Origin of the sequence: Salinispora fenicalii, from assembly GCF_000514815.1 — a bacterium.
In the GTDB taxonomy this organism is placed as follows: Bacteria; Actinomycetota; Actinomycetes; order Mycobacteriales; family Micromonosporaceae; genus Micromonospora; species Micromonospora fenicalii.
Genome location: NZ_AZWQ01000009.1, coordinates 167,503 through 181,586, shown reverse-complemented (window position 1 = coordinate 181,586; position 14,084 = coordinate 167,503). Strand labels below are relative to the sequence as shown.

The window sequence follows — 14,084 nt, the reverse complement described above, 5'->3', positions numbered from 1 at the left end:
GCCGAGCGAGTGAGCCAATATCTCATCGCAGGACGGCTGTCAACGCTTCGCCGCCCACTGGAGTCGGCGGCTTCGGGGGGCCACGTCGGCCGGTCAACCTGGCTGTGGCGATGGCGAAGCTTGCACAGCCCGGGGGTAGCGGTGTCGGACCGGGCCGTTAGCGTGCCCGCCGATGGCACCGCAGAAGTACGTCCAGGAGTTGTTAGCCGGCCTCGACCCCGCTGTCGGCGGCGTTGACCCGGCGCTGCCGCTCCACGCGACCACCTTCGTCGTGGTCGACCTCGAGACCACGGGCGGCACGCCGGACGGCGGCGGCATCACCGAGATCGGCGCGGTGAAGGTCCGCGGTGGTGAACAGCTCGGCGTGCTCGCCACCCTGGTGAATCCCGGCACACCGGTCCCGCCCTTCGTCACCGTGCTCACCGGCATCACCCAGGCGATGCTGCTGCCCGCCCCACCAATCAATGAGGTCCTGCCGAGCTTCCTCGAGTTCCTTTCCGCCGACGCGGTCCTGGTTGCCCACAACGCCCCATACGACGTGGGGTTCCTCAAGGCGGCCTGCGCGGCGCACGGCTATCGCTGGCCGAATCCACGGGTGCTGGACACAGCCGCGCTGGCCCGACGGGTGCTGAACCGCGACGAGGTGCCTAACCGCCGACTCGGCACCCTCGCGGCATACTTCCGCACCGCCACCCGGCCGACCCACCGGGCGTTGGACGATGCGTTGGCCACCGTTGACGTGCTTCACGGGTTGATCGCCCGGCTTGGTGGTCACCGGGTGCACACCATCGGCGAGGCGATCGAGTTCACCCGGGCGGTCACCCCAACGCAGCGCCGCAAACGACACCTCGCCGAGGGCCTGCCCCACTCGCCCGGGGTCTATCTGTTCCGGGGCACCGACAACCGCCCGCTCTACGTCGGCACCTCGGTCGACATCGCCACCCGGGTCCGCAGCTACTTCACGGCCGGGGAGAAGCGGGCCCGCATCTCGGAGATGCTCGCCGCCGCGCAGCGGGTGGAGGCGGTGGAGTGCGCCCACTCGCTCGAGGCGCAGGTGCGGGAGCTGCGCCTGATCGGGACGCACGCCCCGCCCTACAACCGGCGGTCGAAGTTCCCCGAGCGGGTGGTCTGGCTCAAGCTGACCGACGAGGCGTACCCACGATTGTCGGTGGTGCGAAACCTGGCCCCGGGGGACGAGGCATACCTCGGGCCTTTCACCTCCCGCCGCGCCGCGGAGCTCGCCGCGGCGGGCTTCCACGACGCGATGCCGCTGCGGCAGTGCACGCACCGACTGTCGCTTCGGAAGGTCACACCGGCCTGCGCCGTAGCCGAGCTGGGTCGCTGCCCGGCACCCTGCGAGCACCGGATCACCCCGACGGAGTACGCGGATCGCGCGACGACGCCCTTCCGTACGGCGTGCGAAGGCGACCCGCAGGGCGTGGTAGACGCCTTGCTGGACCGGATCGAGACGCTCTCGGCGGAACAACGCTACGAGGAGGCCGCGGTGGTGCGGTCCCGGCTGACCGCCGTGCTCCGCGCGATTACCCGGATGCAGCGACTCGCCGCACTCACGGGGATCGCCGAAGTGGTGGCTGCCCGGCCAGCGCCGGACGGAGGTTGGGAGTTGGCGCTGGTGCGGCACGGACGGCTGGCTGGCGCTGGCGTGTCTCCGCCTGGGGTCCACCCACGACCGACGATCGCCACGATCCGGGCGACCGCGGAGACCGTCTCCCCGGGTCACGGACCTACTCCGGCTACCAGCGCCGAGGAGACCGAACATATTCTGTCCTGGTTGGAGCGTCCGGAGACCCGGTTGGTGGAGATGTCATCCGCCTGGGCCTCCCCGATTGCCGGTGCAGGCCGGTTCCGAGCCCTGCTAACGAAAGCGGCAAATGCGGCTTCCCATCAATTCTCGACCGAAAGCCCATGACCAACTAGCTGATCGGATGACGCTGGCTCGCATAAGCTGTTAAGAAGTGCAGTCCTGCCCGTTGCTGGGCCGGCTCCCGGTGCCGGGCACGGTGACCTGGGGCCGGGGTGAGGAGGTATCCTTCGTGGATGTCGACGCCGGACACGGCGCCGCCTTGGAGGGCGCGCTTTCGGCCCAACCGGCGGAGCTGCCGCTGACCCGCCGGCTCCGGACCCTGTTGGCATGGTCCACGGCCGAGGCCGAACCGGTTGGCGAGTTGGTCCGCACGCACCGCAACATCCACTCCGGAACGGACCCGTCGGTGCTGCGCCGGGCATACACGATCGCCGAGACGATGCACCGCGGACAGTTCCGCAAGAGCGGCGAGCCCTACATCACCCACCCGCTCGCGGTCGCCCAGATCTGCGCCGGTCTCGGCATGGACGCAACCACCCTGGTCGCGGCGCTGCTACACGACACCGTCGAGGACACCCGCTACACCCTCCAAGCCCTCGCCGACGACTTTGGGCCCGAGGTCGCCCACCTGGTCGATGGAGTGACCAAGTTCGACAAGGCGTTCTACGGTAAGGCCGCCGAGGCCGAGACGATCCGAAAGATGATCATCGCAGCCGGCAAGGACGTCCGGGTTCTGATCATCAAACTGGCGGACCGGCTGCACAACATGCGCACGCTCGGCGTTCGCTCCGCCGCGTCCCGGGAACGTATCGCCCGCAAGACCCAGGAAGTACTCGTTCCGCTCTGCGACCGGCTGGGCATCCAGAAGCTCAAGCGAGAACTGGATGACATCGTGCTGATGCACCTGGAGCCGGCAGAGCATGACCGCATCTCCCGGCACCTGCACGACCGGCCCGGCTGGGATGCATACCTGGCGGAGGTCGTTTCCCGGGCGAAGACCGCGCTCCGCCGCAGCCGGGTCAACGCCGAAGTGAACCCCCGTCCGCGTCACCTCTACTCGATCTGGAAGGACACTCTGGCCGGCGACCACGCCACCCCCTTTGACCTGCCCCGGGTCGTAGTCGTCGTGAACGGCCCGGCCACCGACTGCTACGCGGCGCTAGGCGCCATCCACGGCACGTGGCCCCCGGTGCCCGGCCGGTTCAAGGACTACATCGCCTCCCCAAAGAACAACCTCTACCGCTCCCTCCACACCAGCGTTCGCGGGCTCAGAGATCGCACGGTGGAGGTGCTGATTCGCACCGAGGAGATGCACCGCTGCGCGGAGTACGGCATCGCCGCCAGCTATCGCTTCCCCCACGCCCGCGTGGACCAGGCCATCCGGGACGAACAACTGGACTGGCTGCGACGCGTACTGGACTGGGAACAGGAGACCGCTGACCCGGCGCAGTTCCTGGAGTCGCTGCGCAGCGACCTCGCCGAGGCGCAGATCCAGGTCTTCGCCGATGGGCGGCAGGTGGTACTGCCCGCCGAGGCAACCCCAGTTGACCTCGCGTACGAACTCGGCACCGACCGCGGCGACCACTGCCTGGCGGCCCGGATCAACGGTCGCCTCGCCCCGCTCTCCTCCTGCCTCGAAGACGGCGATGTCGTGGAGATATTCACCGAGACTGAACGGGCACCCAGCGGCTTCGACGCGGCCCCACGCGGTCCCCGCCGGGAATGGCTCGGCTTCGTCAAGTCCCCACAGGCCCAGATGCAGATCAACCGGTGGTTTGCCGACCACACCGAACCGGGCATCTCCATCGCCGACAAGGTCCGCCTCGGCCGGGCCGCCGTCGGTCTGGCCCTACGCAAGCACGACCGTGGTCTCGCCAGCGACCTGCCCCTACTCCGACTCTCCGAGGAACTCGGCTATCCCGACCTGGAGACGATGCTCGTCGCGGTCTTCGATCGGGCAATCGAACCGGACACGGTGGTAAAACAGCTCATTGACCTGGTTGACCACCGCCGGCGGTGACCCGGCGGCCCCAGGCCGGCAGGAAATCACCCGACGGCACTAGCCTGGACGCATGATCTGCCGCTCGCGGGGACGTGCCATCGCATACCAGGTCTTCTACCGGCTCCCGCTGCCCGTGCGGCGTCGCCTGGTTCGACTAACCGTGCCGAAATACATTGTCGGCGCGGTCACGCTCGTTCGCGACACCGAGGCCGAGGGGGCCGGCCGGCTGCTCCTGCTGCGCCAACCGCCCGGCCGGGGGTGGACATTGCCAGCGGGACTGTTGCAGAAGCGGGAGGCGCCGGTGCTCGGCGCGTGCCGCGAACTGTACGAAGAGACAGGCATCCGGCTCTCCCCCCACGAGTTGACCCCGGCCGTACCGAACGCAATCGTCCACGACAAGGGTTGGGTGGACGTGGTGTTCACTGCCAACGTACCGGCATCAACCACGACCCTGCGGGTCGACGGCGCGGAGGTCTTCGAGGCCGCCTGGCACCCGCTGGACGCCCTACCCAAGTTGACCTGGCCCACGGCCCGCCTGCTCGGCTACTTCGACATCGGGCCGCTTGCGGGGCAGTTCCCGCCGGCGCTCCCCGACCACCAACCGTGACCGCCGAGATCTGCGCGGTGGTCCTCGCCGCCGGCGAGGGCAGCCGGCTGCGTCCGCTAACCGAGCTAGTACCCAAGGCGCTCTGTCCGGTCGGAAATGTCCCGCTGCTCGACCGGGTGCTTACCCGGCTCGCCGGGATCGGCCTGACCGGAGCGAGCCGGGTGGCGGTCAACGCCAGCTACCTCGCCAAACAGGTAGTCGCTCACGTCGGTGACCGGGCCCACCGGTCGGTGGAGCCCGACGGCCCGCTTGGCACCGCCGGCGGCCTGGCGAAGCTACGCGATTGGATCGGCGGGCGGGGCGTGCTGGTCGGAAACGCCGACGCGTACCTCGCCGACCCGGACCGTCCACCTGGGCCGGATATCGCCGCGCTACTGCACGACTGGGACGGCGAGACCGTACGGCTGCTGGGCCAGCCCGCCGCGGACCCCACCGCACCCGGCACCTTCGACGGCCACGCCTTCACCGGGTTCTCCCTGCTGCCGTGGCGGCGAGTTCGAAACCTGCCGCTGGAGTTCGGCGACCTGGTCCGGACGGTCTGGCGTCCGGCGGAGGCAGCCGGCGAGCTGACGGTGGTCCCCTACCCCGGCACGTTCTACGACACCGGCACCCCCGCCGACTACCTCACCGCCAACCTGCACGCCGCAGGCGGCGATACCCTGGTTGACCCCACGGCACTGGTAACTGGCCCGTGTCGGTCGGCGGTAGTCGGGGCGGGCGCACGGGTGCATGGGGCGGTCACCGGGGCCGTAATCTGGCCAGGTGCCACCGTGGGGGCGGAGGAGCACGTTCAGAACGCAATCCGCGCGGGGAACGATCTCACCGTCGTAGTCAGCGAACCCGCCGCTCCCCGGAGCGTCTAGCATGAGCGACGAAGCCGACGAACGGAGCGAACTCCCGTGATCACCGCGATTGTGCTGATCGACTGCGCCACCGACTCGATCCCTGAGGTGGCCGAGGCACTCGCCGCACTGCCCGGTGTCAGCGAGGTCTACTCGGTGGCCGGGCAGGTTGACCTGGTCGCGATAGTCCGGGTCCGCGAGTTCGAGCAGATCGCTGAGGTGATCGCGGGGCGCATCTCCAAGGTGTCGGGGGTGCTGAACACCGATTCCCACATCGCGTTCCGCGCGTACTCGCAGCACGACCTCGAGCAGACGTTCGCGATCGGCCTGGCCACAACCGACTGACGGGCCGCAAGCACAGCCAACGGCCGGTCCACCCCAGATGGGGTGGACCGGCCGTTGGACTACCTCATCGTGGTCAACTCACGCCCGGAGCCGGGGTCTCGGTGCCGGTACCGCCGCCTGGAGCCGGCGACTCGGTGGTGCTACCCGGAGCCGGGCTCTCAGTGGTGGTTCCGGGGCCCGGAGTGGTCATGCCGGGGCTCGGGGTGCCGGTGCCGGTGGTCTGCGGGACTGGGACACCCAGCTGGTTGGCGAGCTCGACCAACTCGTCGTAGTGGGTCTGCAGGGTCGGCAGCGCAGTCTGCGCAAGCTCGATCACCGACGAGTCAGAGCCCTGCGAGATCTCCGTCTGGGTGGCCTGGATGGCCTGGACGTGGGCGGTCAGGTTACTGGTCACCCAGAGCTGGTCGAATTGCTCGCCGCTGGCGTTGTTCATCTGGTCCATGGCGTCCTGCTGGTCGGCCGTCGGCTCGTCCGCCAGCTCGACCCCAAGCTGGTTCGCGACCTGTTGGACCGTCTCGTCCAGTTGGGTGTGGTCAGTCCCGATCTGCTGGCCCAGATTCTGGACCCCCTGGTCCTGGCCCTTCTGCCCGGCCATCTCCCCCTTACTGATCTCAAACAGATTCACCTGGTGAATGGCCTGTAGGTACTGGGTGTCCTGCTGTGATGGCTGCACCGCGGCCTGGGCGGCCGCGGCGGGTGCGATACCCACCAGCACCAACGCGGCCAGTAGGCCCAGGCGTTTGAATCCCAACATTCGTCCTCCCCTAGAGACGTTGGACCGCACGGATACCCGGCTGACCGGGGTTAATCCTCTGTCTCAGCCCATGCCGGCCCAATAGACGTGGCGCCCGCCGGAAGAGCTCCGGCGGGCGCCACGTGCAGCTACGTCGCGGGTGAGGTCAGCGGCGCTCGCCGCTGGTGATCTCCGAACGCTCGGTGTCCGAATCGACCGGCGGGGACGCCGGCGACACCGGCGCCTCGGCGGGCTTCTCGATCGGGTAGAAGAAGCCCCGGATCGCCGGGCCGAGCGCGCCCAGCCGGTTCATCTTCTTCGGCACCACCCAGCCGACGTACTCCAGTTCGCCCTCTTCGCGGTGGAGCGGCTGGTGCACCTCGACGAACCGGCCGTCTGGCAGCCGCCGGATGATACCGGTCTCCACCCCGTGCGCCAGGACCTCCCGGTCATGCTGCTGGAGACCCAGACAGAGCCGGTAGGTGACGTAGTACGCCAGCGGCGGGAGCAGCAGCAGACCGATTCGGCCGCCCCAGGTCATCGCGTTCAGACTGATGTTGAACTTGTCGGCGATGACGTCGTTCGCCCCGGAAAGCGCCAGCACCAGGTAGAAGGTGACGGCCATGGCTCCCAGCCCGCTACGTGCCGGAACGTCCCTCGGCCGCTGGAGCAGATTGTGGCTGCGGTGGTCCTTGAGGCGCCGGGCCTCAATGAACGGATAGAGCACGGACATGCCCACCAGTACCCCGGGCAACACGACCGTCGGCCAGAATAGCGGCGGAATGACGTACCCGTCGCCGATCGGAATATAGATCTCCCAGGCGGGCATCAGCCGGGTAGAGCCGTCGAGGAACATGACGTACCAGTCGGGCTGGCTGGCGGCCGACACCACCCACGCCTCGTACGGCCCGAACAGCCAGATCGGGTTGATCTGGAACAGGCCAGCCATCAGCGCGATCACACCGAAGACGACCATGAAGAAGCCGCCCTGCTTCAACGCGTACCGCGGGAACATCCGCTCGCCGACCACGTTGTCGTTGGTCCGGCCGGGGCCGGGCCACTGGGTGTGCTTCTGCTTGAAGACCAGCCCCAGGTGCGCGCCGATCAGCGCGAGCAGCAGGCCGGGGATGAGCAGGACGTGGGCGATGTAGAACCGGCTGATGATGATCGTTCCGGGGAACTCGCCGTCGAAGATCGAGGACGTGAGCCAGGAGCCGATCACCGGAATCGACAACATGATGCCGGAGGCGATCCGGAGCCCGGTGCCCGAGAGGCCATCGTCCGGCAGGGAGTAGCCGGTGAAACCGGCCAGGAAGCCGACCCAGAACAGCAGCGAGCCGATGATCCAGTTAGCCTCCCGCGGCTTACGGAACGCGCCGGTGAAGAAGACCCGCAGCATGTGCACCACGATCGCGGCCATGAACAACAGGGCCGACCAGTGGTGCATCTGCCGCATGATGAGGCCACCCCGGATGTCGAACGTAATGTCCAGACTGGAGGCGTACGCGGCGGACATCGGCGTGCCCCGCAGCGGGGCGTAACTGCCGTTGTAGATCACCTCGGTCATCGCCGGCTCGAAGAAGAAGGTCAGGAAGACCCCGGTGAGCAGCAGGATGATGAACGAGAAGAGCGCGATCTCACCCAGCAGGAAGGACCAGTGGTCCGGGAAGACCTTGTTCAGCAGTCGACGGAGCGGGGTGGCCACCTGGAAGCGGTCGTCCACTCCCCGGGCCGCATTGCCCGGGACGGCTGCCATCTCAAACTTTCGCCGCTTCACGGCCGCTCCCAGAAGTCGGGTCCGACGGTCTCGGTGTAGTCGGACGTGGCCACGAAGTAACCCTCGTCGTCAACGACGATCGGCAACTGCGGCAGCCGACGGCTGGCGGGACCGAAGATGGGCTTCGCGTTGTCGGTGATCAGGAACTGCGACTGGTGACACGGGCAGAGCAGCCGGTTGGTCTGCTGTTCGTAGAGGCTGGCAGGGCAGCCAGCGTGCGTGCAGATCTTCGAGTAGGCGGCGAAGTTGCCCCACATGTAGTCGTCGTGGCCGATCCGCACGTTGGCCTCGCGGGCCTCCTGCGCATCCGCGTCCCGAAGGTGGATCAGCAGCGCCGGCGAGTCCGCGTACTTGTTACTCACCCCGTGTTCGATGCCGGGGAAGACGGTGATCTGGCCACCAGCGCTGATGTCCGCCGGGCGGATCGGACGGCCGTCCTCTCGGACCAGCCGGACCTTCTTCTGCCCGTCGTCGGTGGGGGCGAAGCCCGTGGTGAACATCTGGTTGTTCTTGTGCGGCTGCGAAATCAGGCCACCCACTAGCGGCGCCGCGGCCACCGCGCCGACCGGCGCGAGACCGGCCAGCAGCGAGACTCCCAGCAACGGCCGGCGCTTCACGCCCAGCTCGTCGGCCATATAGAGCATCGTCTGCCCGGTGATGATGCGGTCCCGCTCGTTGACGCTCTCATGCCGGTCCTGGACCGAGACCTCCTTGGGCAGCAGCTTCTTGCCCCAGGTGAGAATGCCGAAGCCGATGCCGAGCAGGGCGATACCCAGGGTGACACCGAGCAGCGGCGTATACCACTTGTCGCCGCCGTAACCCAGCTCGTACTCCCAGGGCCACCAGATGTAGATCGCCAGGAAGGCGGTCGCGGAGACGCCGGTAAGCAGGAAGAACAGGGCGACCGTACGGCTCAGTCGTCGCTCGGCCTTGCTGCCGGGCACGACCTGCGGCTCATAGTGGACGATCTCGATGTCGTCCTCACGGGCACCCGCACGGACGATGTCGAAGCGACTGAGATCCGGGTCATCCAGGTCGACCGGCTGGTCGCCGCCCGCGTGCTCAGGGTGGGTGGTGGTCATGCCGTCACCTCGCTGTGGGCGGTGCCGACCCGCGACACCGGCGCAATGTTGGTCAGGAACCGCCCGGTCACGACTTACCCGCAATCCACAGGGTGGTAAAGACCAGCGCGACGATGCCAACCAGGAAGATCGCCAGGCCTTCGGTCGAGGGACCGTAGCGGCCGAGGTTGAAGCCACCCGGGTCCTGGTTGTGGTTCAGGGTCTCCTGGATGTAGGCGATGATGTCCGCCTTCTGCTCGGGCGTGATCTGGTTGTCCCCGAACACCGGCATGTTCTGCGGACCACTGAGCATCGCGGCATAGATCTGACGGTCGGTGGCGGGCTTCAGGGTCGGCGCGTACTTACCCGAGGAGAGGGCTCCACCGCCACCGCCGAAGGCGTGACACTGCGAGCAGTTGATCCGGAACAGCTCACCACCGGCGGCGAGGTTGCCGCCCTTGTGAAGATCCTCGCCGGCCGGCACCTCTGGGCCGCCACCCAGCTCCTGGATGTACTGCCCGAGCTGACGGATCTCATCGTCATTGAAGACCGGAGGCTTGCGGGGCGCCTGGGCCTCCTGCCGGACCATCGGCATGCGGCCCGTGCCCACCTGGAACTCGACCGAGGCGGAGCCAACACCGACCAGACTCGGGCCGCGCCCCTCGACACCCTGCGCGTTGCGACCGTGGCAGCTCACACAGCTTTCGTTGAACAGCGCCTTGCCATCCGTGGCGGCGCTGGACATCTGTGTGTCCTGCGCCTGCACGCTGGGGGCGAAAGCCGTGTAGGCGCCGCCGGCCAGCATCAGCGCTGCCAGCAGCCGGACCGCGGCACCCAGCCGGCGGCGGCCCCTGCTGCGCGCCACGGGCCGCCCGCGCAGCCGCGCGAGCAGACCGCGTCGGCGGTCGTTGTCAGAAGTCATGACCTGTGTCCTTAACCGGTTGGACCTTGCCTGAGGGGACGAAGCAGCGGCGCGATTCGGGGCGCGCCAAGATCACTGAAGCCAGTAGATCATGGCGTAGAGCGCGATCCACACCACATCGACGAAGTGCCAGTAGTACGACACCACGATCGCCGACGTCGCCTGTGCCGGCGTGAATCGACCCATGGTGGTGCGAATCATGAAGATGACGAAGGCGACCAGACCGCCTGCCACGTGGAGCCCGTGGAAGCCGGTGGTGAGGTAGAACATCGATCCGTAGCCATCTTCATTGATCTTGATGCCCTCGTGGATCAGCTCCCGGTACTCGTTCAGCTGCCCGAGTACGAAGATCAGTCCCATCACAAAGGTGATCGTGAACCAGCGCCGCAGGGCGTGCACGTCCCCCTTCTCCGCAGCGAACACGCCGATCTGGCAGGTCACTGACGAGAGCACCAAAATCACCGTGAACGTCGTCGCGTACGGAACATTCAGGTGCGGAGTGTGCTCCGCCCACTGCTCCGGCGCCGCGGCACGGATCGAGAAGTACATCGCGAACAGCGCCGCGAAGAACATGAGTTCACTGGAGAGCCACACGATCGTCCCGACGCTGACCATGTTGGGTCGCGTCAGGGAGTGGATCCGGCTCTTGTCAATCGCTGGGGCCGCAGTCACGCGGTCATTATTGCCGTTAAGCGAGGCCGGCGATCAGCGGGGGCCCAAACCGGTGCTCCGGGCAGCCCGATCGGGGGGGTCCGATTAGCCTCACCTAGGGTAAAAACGTGCAGCGCGTCGATCCAGTCTCCATTGCTACCGAAGTCGCCGCACCGGCCGCGACCTCGGTCGCGGCACCCGCGGCCACCCCGCCGCCCTTCAGCCTCACCTCGGTCTTCACCGAGGTACAGCCAGTCAGCTGGACCGCCGTCGGCTTGGCGCTCGCAGCTGGACTCTACCTCTACGGCGTACGTCGGCTCCGGGTACGCGGCGACCGATGGCCGGTGGTCCGAACACTGCTCTTCCTCGGCCCCGGCCTCGGCGGCATCGCCACAGTGACCCTCAGCGGGCTGGCGGCCTATGACACGACACTGCTGTCGGTGCACCTAACGCAGCACCTGGTGCTCTCCATGGTGGCACCGATCTTCCTGGCCCTGGGCGCCCCGATCACGCTGGCGCTACAGGCGTTGCCGCCGCACCCGCGCGAGCTACTGCGGACGCTCGTGCACAGCCGGATCGCCCGGCTCTGCAGCTACCCCCTGGCCGCCTTCGCGATCTTCATGGCCACCCCGTTCGCCCTCTACTTCACCGACCTGTACCGCTACACGCTCGAACACGGGTGGGCGCACGGGTTGGTCCACGCACACGTACTGCTGGTCGGATGCCTCCTCTTCTGGCCGCTGCTCGGGCTCGACCCGCTGCCTCACCGCTGGCCCTACCCGGGGCGGGCGCTGCTGATGCTGCTCTGCGTGCCGTTCTACACCGTGCTCGGGCTCACCATCATGCAGTCGACCACCCTCCTTGGTGGCGACTGGCACTCCTCGCTCGACCTGACCTGGGCCGACCCGTGGCAGGACCAGGTGATCGCCGGCGGCATCCTCTGGGGCGGCGGCGAGTTCGTCAGCGTCACCATGCTGGCGGTGCTGGTCGTGCGATGGATGCGCCAGGCCGAACGGGAGGCCCGCCGGATCGACCGCGAGCTGGACCGCCAGGAGGCCGAGCAGCGGGCCCGCCCGACGGTGGGCTGACTGCCGGGCCGGGGAGCACCGCCCGCGGAAGCCCTGCTGGATACGCCCGGTACGATCGGCGGATAGCTACGAGGTGGGAGCCAGTTAAGCAATGAGCGATCGTCGGTGCACTGTCCTGCTCTACAGTGACGACCCACAGGTCCGGGATCGGATGCGACTCGCCGTCGGCACCCGGCCCGCACCCGGCCTCAAGGTCGAGTTCGTCGACGCGTCCGACTACGCCGAGTGCATCCGGCTGGTTGACGACTACGAAATTGATCTCCTACTTCTGGACGGCGAGGCCCACCCGGGCGGCGGCCTCGGCATCGCCCGGCAGATCAAGGACGACCGGGCCGACCCCCCGCCCACCTGCGTGGTGCTCGCTCGCGCCGCCGACCGATGGCTCGCCGCCTACGCCGAGGTTGACGCCACCCTGGTGCACCCGCTCGATCCGGTGACTACCGGCACGACCGTTGCCGAAGTGCTGCGGACCCACGCACCGACCTGACGTCCCCACTCCGGCACCGCCTCGGCGCCGGATCCGCCGGCGCCGGATCCTAACCCCTGGACCGCTCGGGAGGCCCTCATGGGCGAACGGACCTGGCCGCACCTGCTCGCTGCGCTGCTGCGCGGCGACGAGCTATCCACCGCCGACACTGCCTGGGCGATGGGTGAGATCATGTCCGGATCGGCGGGCCCGGCGCAGATTGCCGGCTTCGCCGTCGCGCTGCGGGCCAAGGGGGAAACCCCCGCCGAGCTCTCCGGCCTGGTCGAGGCGATGCTGACGCACGCCGTTCCGGTCGAACTACCCGCGGAGCTTCGCGCAACCGCAGTGGATGTGGTGGGCACTGGCGGCGATCTCGCGCACACCGTCAACATCTCCACCATGGCCTCCCTGGTGGTCGCTGGAGCCGGCGTGCGGGTCGTCAAGCACGGCAACCGGGCCGCTTCTTCATCCTGCGGCACCGCGGACGTACTGGAGTTCCTCGGTCTGCCGCTGGACTTGGGCCCCGAGGCGGTGGCGACCTGCGTCGCCGAGGCAGGGATCGGCTTCTGCTTCGCCGCCCGGTTCCACCCCGGGATGCGCCACGCTGGCCCGGTCCGTCGAGAGCTAGGCGTACCAACCGCCTTCAACTTCCTCGGCCCGCTCACCAACCCGGCTCGTCCCCGAGCCGGTGCAGTCGGCTGCTTCGACGCTCGGATGGCGCCGGTCATGGCCGCGGTCTTCGCCGCCCGCGGTGACTCGGCACTCGTCCTGCGCGGTGAGGATGGACTCGACGAGTTCACCACCGCTGCCCCTACCCGTGTCTGGGCGGCACAGGGAGGCACGGTCTCCGAGGTACTGCTCGACGCGACCGACCTTGGGATACCCCGGGCCACCCTCGCCGACCTACGCGGCGGTGACGTCGCCTACAACGCCGATGCGGTACGCCGCCTGCTGGCCGGGGAGACCGGACCGGTGCGAGACGCGGTGCTGGTCAACGCCGCTGCGGCGCTCGCCACCCAGGGGCCCCTGGACACAGACCTGACCGGGGCGCTGCAGGCCGGCCTACTCCGCGCCGCCGATTCAATCGACTCCGGCGCCGCGGCCCGCACGCTGGAGCGCTGGATCGAGGTAGCCCAAACCGTCCGGCCAGCGACCGTCTGAGCCAACGACCAGCTGAGCCAACGCCAGACCGGCGGAAGGGCCACTGGGCACCGCCGTTGGATCACCCAACCGCGCCACGGGCCCACTGCCATCCGCTCGCAGAGCGATCAGCACCCGTACGACGAACGGCCCGTTCCCTGCCGGGAACGGGCCGTTCGTCTAATAATGATCAGTGCTCGGCAGTGCGCCGGGTACCGCTGTAGTACTCGAAGAGCAGGCCACAGGTGGCGAGGACGACCGCTACCAGGCCGACAGCCAGCAGCCAGAGCTGCCAGAACACGAGGCCGAGACCGGCGACAGTGGCCGCCAACGCGATACCGAACGGCCAGTAGCTGCCCGGGCTGAAGAAGCCCACCTCACCCGCGCCATCAGCGATCTCCGCATCAGCCCGGTCCTCGGGGCGCAGATCGATTCGCCGGGCGACAAACCAGAAGAAGCCACCGCACATCAGGCAGAGCAGGAAGCTCAACAGCAGGGCGATGGTGCCAACCCACTCGATCTGGCCGCCGTCGCCGTAGGTCCAGCCCCCGTAGAGCGCCGCGGCAAAGAGCAGGAACCCGGCGATGATGAGGAAGATGCGCCACTCGGTCTTCATGCCTGCTCC

14 protein-coding genes are annotated in these 14,084 nt (G+C 68.2%); 8 read left to right on the top strand and 6 right to left on the bottom strand.

Annotated elements, in window-relative coordinates:
• Positions 1–172 precede the first annotated feature (172 nt).
• From B116_RS0102400 to B116_RS0102380, 5 genes are all read left to right on the top strand, one after another.
• Positions 173–1,930 carry a DEDD exonuclease domain-containing protein gene (locus tag B116_RS0102400; protein WP_027659110.1) on the top strand — a complete coding sequence of 586 codons (1,758 nt, stop codon included), beginning with the start codon at positions 173–175 and terminating at the stop codon, positions 1,928–1,930.
• Positions 1,931–2,054: 124 nt separating this feature from the next.
• Positions 2,055–3,845, top strand: coding sequence for a RelA/SpoT family protein (locus tag B116_RS0102395; RefSeq protein WP_027659109.1), 1,791 nt, complete (start codon positions 2,055–2,057; stop codon positions 3,843–3,845).
• 52 nt (positions 3,846–3,897) lie between these two features.
• A complete protein-coding gene (locus B116_RS0102390) occupies positions 3,898–4,434 on the top strand; it encodes an NUDIX hydrolase (protein WP_018721452.1) in 537 nt (178 codons plus the stop codon).
• Positions 4,431–5,297 (top strand): nucleotidyltransferase family protein, encoded by an 867-nt coding sequence (locus B116_RS0102385; protein WP_027659108.1) that lies wholly within the window; start codon positions 4,431–4,433, stop codon positions 5,295–5,297. Before B116_RS0102390 ends, B116_RS0102385 begins: the two co-directional genes overlap by 4 nt.
• A gap of 36 nt (positions 5,298–5,333) precedes the next feature.
• Entirely contained in the window at positions 5,334–5,621 is a 288-nt protein-coding gene (locus tag B116_RS0102380; RefSeq protein ID WP_018721450.1) for an Lrp/AsnC family transcriptional regulator, read from the top strand.
• A gap of 73 nt (positions 5,622–5,694) precedes the next feature.
• On the opposite strand, the gene B116_RS0102375 is transcribed toward B116_RS0102380, so the two are convergent.
• The 5 genes from B116_RS0102375 to ctaE form a co-directional block, all read right to left on the bottom strand.
• The gene (locus tag B116_RS0102375) at positions 5,695–6,375 is read right to left on the bottom strand and encodes a DUF4142 domain-containing protein (RefSeq protein ID WP_027659107.1); all 681 of its coding nucleotides are present in this window, start codon (positions 6,373–6,375) and stop codon (positions 5,695–5,697) included.
• Positions 6,376–6,520: 145 nt separating this feature from the next.
• Positions 6,521–8,131 (bottom strand): cytochrome bc1 complex cytochrome b subunit, encoded by a 1,611-nt coding sequence (qcrB, locus tag B116_RS0102370; RefSeq protein ID WP_026321560.1) that lies wholly within the window; start codon positions 8,129–8,131, stop codon positions 6,521–6,523.
• Complete coding sequence (gene qcrA / locus B116_RS0102365) at positions 8,128–9,213, bottom strand: cytochrome bc1 complex Rieske iron-sulfur subunit (protein WP_018721447.1); 1,086 nt, start codon at positions 9,211–9,213, stop codon at positions 8,128–8,130. Before qcrA ends, qcrB begins: the two co-directional genes overlap by 4 nt.
• A 67-nt stretch (positions 9,214–9,280) precedes the next feature.
• A complete protein-coding gene (qcrC, locus tag B116_RS0102360; protein ID WP_018721446.1) occupies positions 9,281–10,114 on the bottom strand; it encodes a cytochrome bc1 complex diheme cytochrome c subunit in 834 nt (277 codons plus the stop codon).
• 72 nt (positions 10,115–10,186) lie between these two features.
• Entirely contained in the window at positions 10,187–10,786 is a 600-nt protein-coding gene (gene ctaE / locus B116_RS0102355; RefSeq protein ID WP_012014506.1) for an aa3-type cytochrome oxidase subunit III, read from the bottom strand.
• Between the two features lie 107 nt (positions 10,787–10,893).
• On the opposite strand from ctaE, the gene B116_RS0102350 reads away from it, so the two are divergent.
• From B116_RS0102350 to trpD, 3 genes are all read left to right on the top strand, one after another.
• Entirely contained in the window at positions 10,894–11,853 is a 960-nt protein-coding gene (locus B116_RS0102350; protein WP_027659106.1) for a cytochrome c oxidase assembly protein, read from the top strand.
• 91 nt (positions 11,854–11,944) lie between these two features.
• A complete protein-coding gene (locus tag B116_RS0102345; protein WP_018721444.1) occupies positions 11,945–12,340 on the top strand; it encodes a response regulator in 396 nt (131 codons plus the stop codon).
• A gap of 78 nt (positions 12,341–12,418) precedes the next feature.
• Entirely contained in the window at positions 12,419–13,480 is a 1,062-nt protein-coding gene (trpD, locus tag B116_RS0102340; RefSeq protein WP_018721443.1) for an anthranilate phosphoribosyltransferase, read from the top strand.
• 169 nt (positions 13,481–13,649) lie between these two features.
• Here the strand turns inward: trpD and B116_RS0102335 are convergent, their stop codons facing one another.
• A complete protein-coding gene (locus tag B116_RS0102335; RefSeq protein WP_018721442.1) occupies positions 13,650–14,075 on the bottom strand; it encodes a cytochrome c oxidase subunit 4 in 426 nt (141 codons plus the stop codon).
• Between the last annotated feature and the right edge of the window lie 9 nt (positions 14,076–14,084).

What these genes read in the sequence shown, in the direction of transcription:
- qcrC (WP_018721446.1), bottom strand. Translation starts at nt 10,114, where the DNA reads ATGACTTCTGACAACGACCGCCGACGCGGTCTGCTCGCGCGGCTGCGC.
- B116_RS0102390 (WP_018721452.1), top strand. Translation starts at nt 3,898, where the DNA reads ATGATCTGCCGCTCGCGGGGACGTGCCATCGCATACCAGGTCTTCTAC.
- B116_RS0102345 (WP_018721444.1), top strand. Translation starts at nt 11,945, where the DNA reads ATGAGCGATCGTCGGTGCACTGTCCTGCTCTACAGTGACGACCCACAG.
- trpD (WP_018721443.1), top strand. Translation starts at nt 12,419, where the DNA reads ATGGGCGAACGGACCTGGCCGCACCTGCTCGCTGCGCTGCTGCGCGGC.
- B116_RS0102335 (WP_018721442.1), bottom strand. Translation starts at nt 14,075, where the DNA reads ATGAAGACCGAGTGGCGCATCTTCCTCATCATCGCCGGGTTCCTGCTC.
- B116_RS0102400 (WP_027659110.1), top strand. Translation starts at nt 173, where the DNA reads ATGGCACCGCAGAAGTACGTCCAGGAGTTGTTAGCCGGCCTCGACCCC.
- qcrA (WP_018721447.1), bottom strand. Translation starts at nt 9,213, where the DNA reads ATGACCACCACCCACCCTGAGCACGCGGGCGGCGACCAGCCGGTCGAC.
- B116_RS0102375 (WP_027659107.1), bottom strand. Translation starts at nt 6,375, where the DNA reads ATGTTGGGATTCAAACGCCTGGGCCTACTGGCCGCGTTGGTGCTGGTG.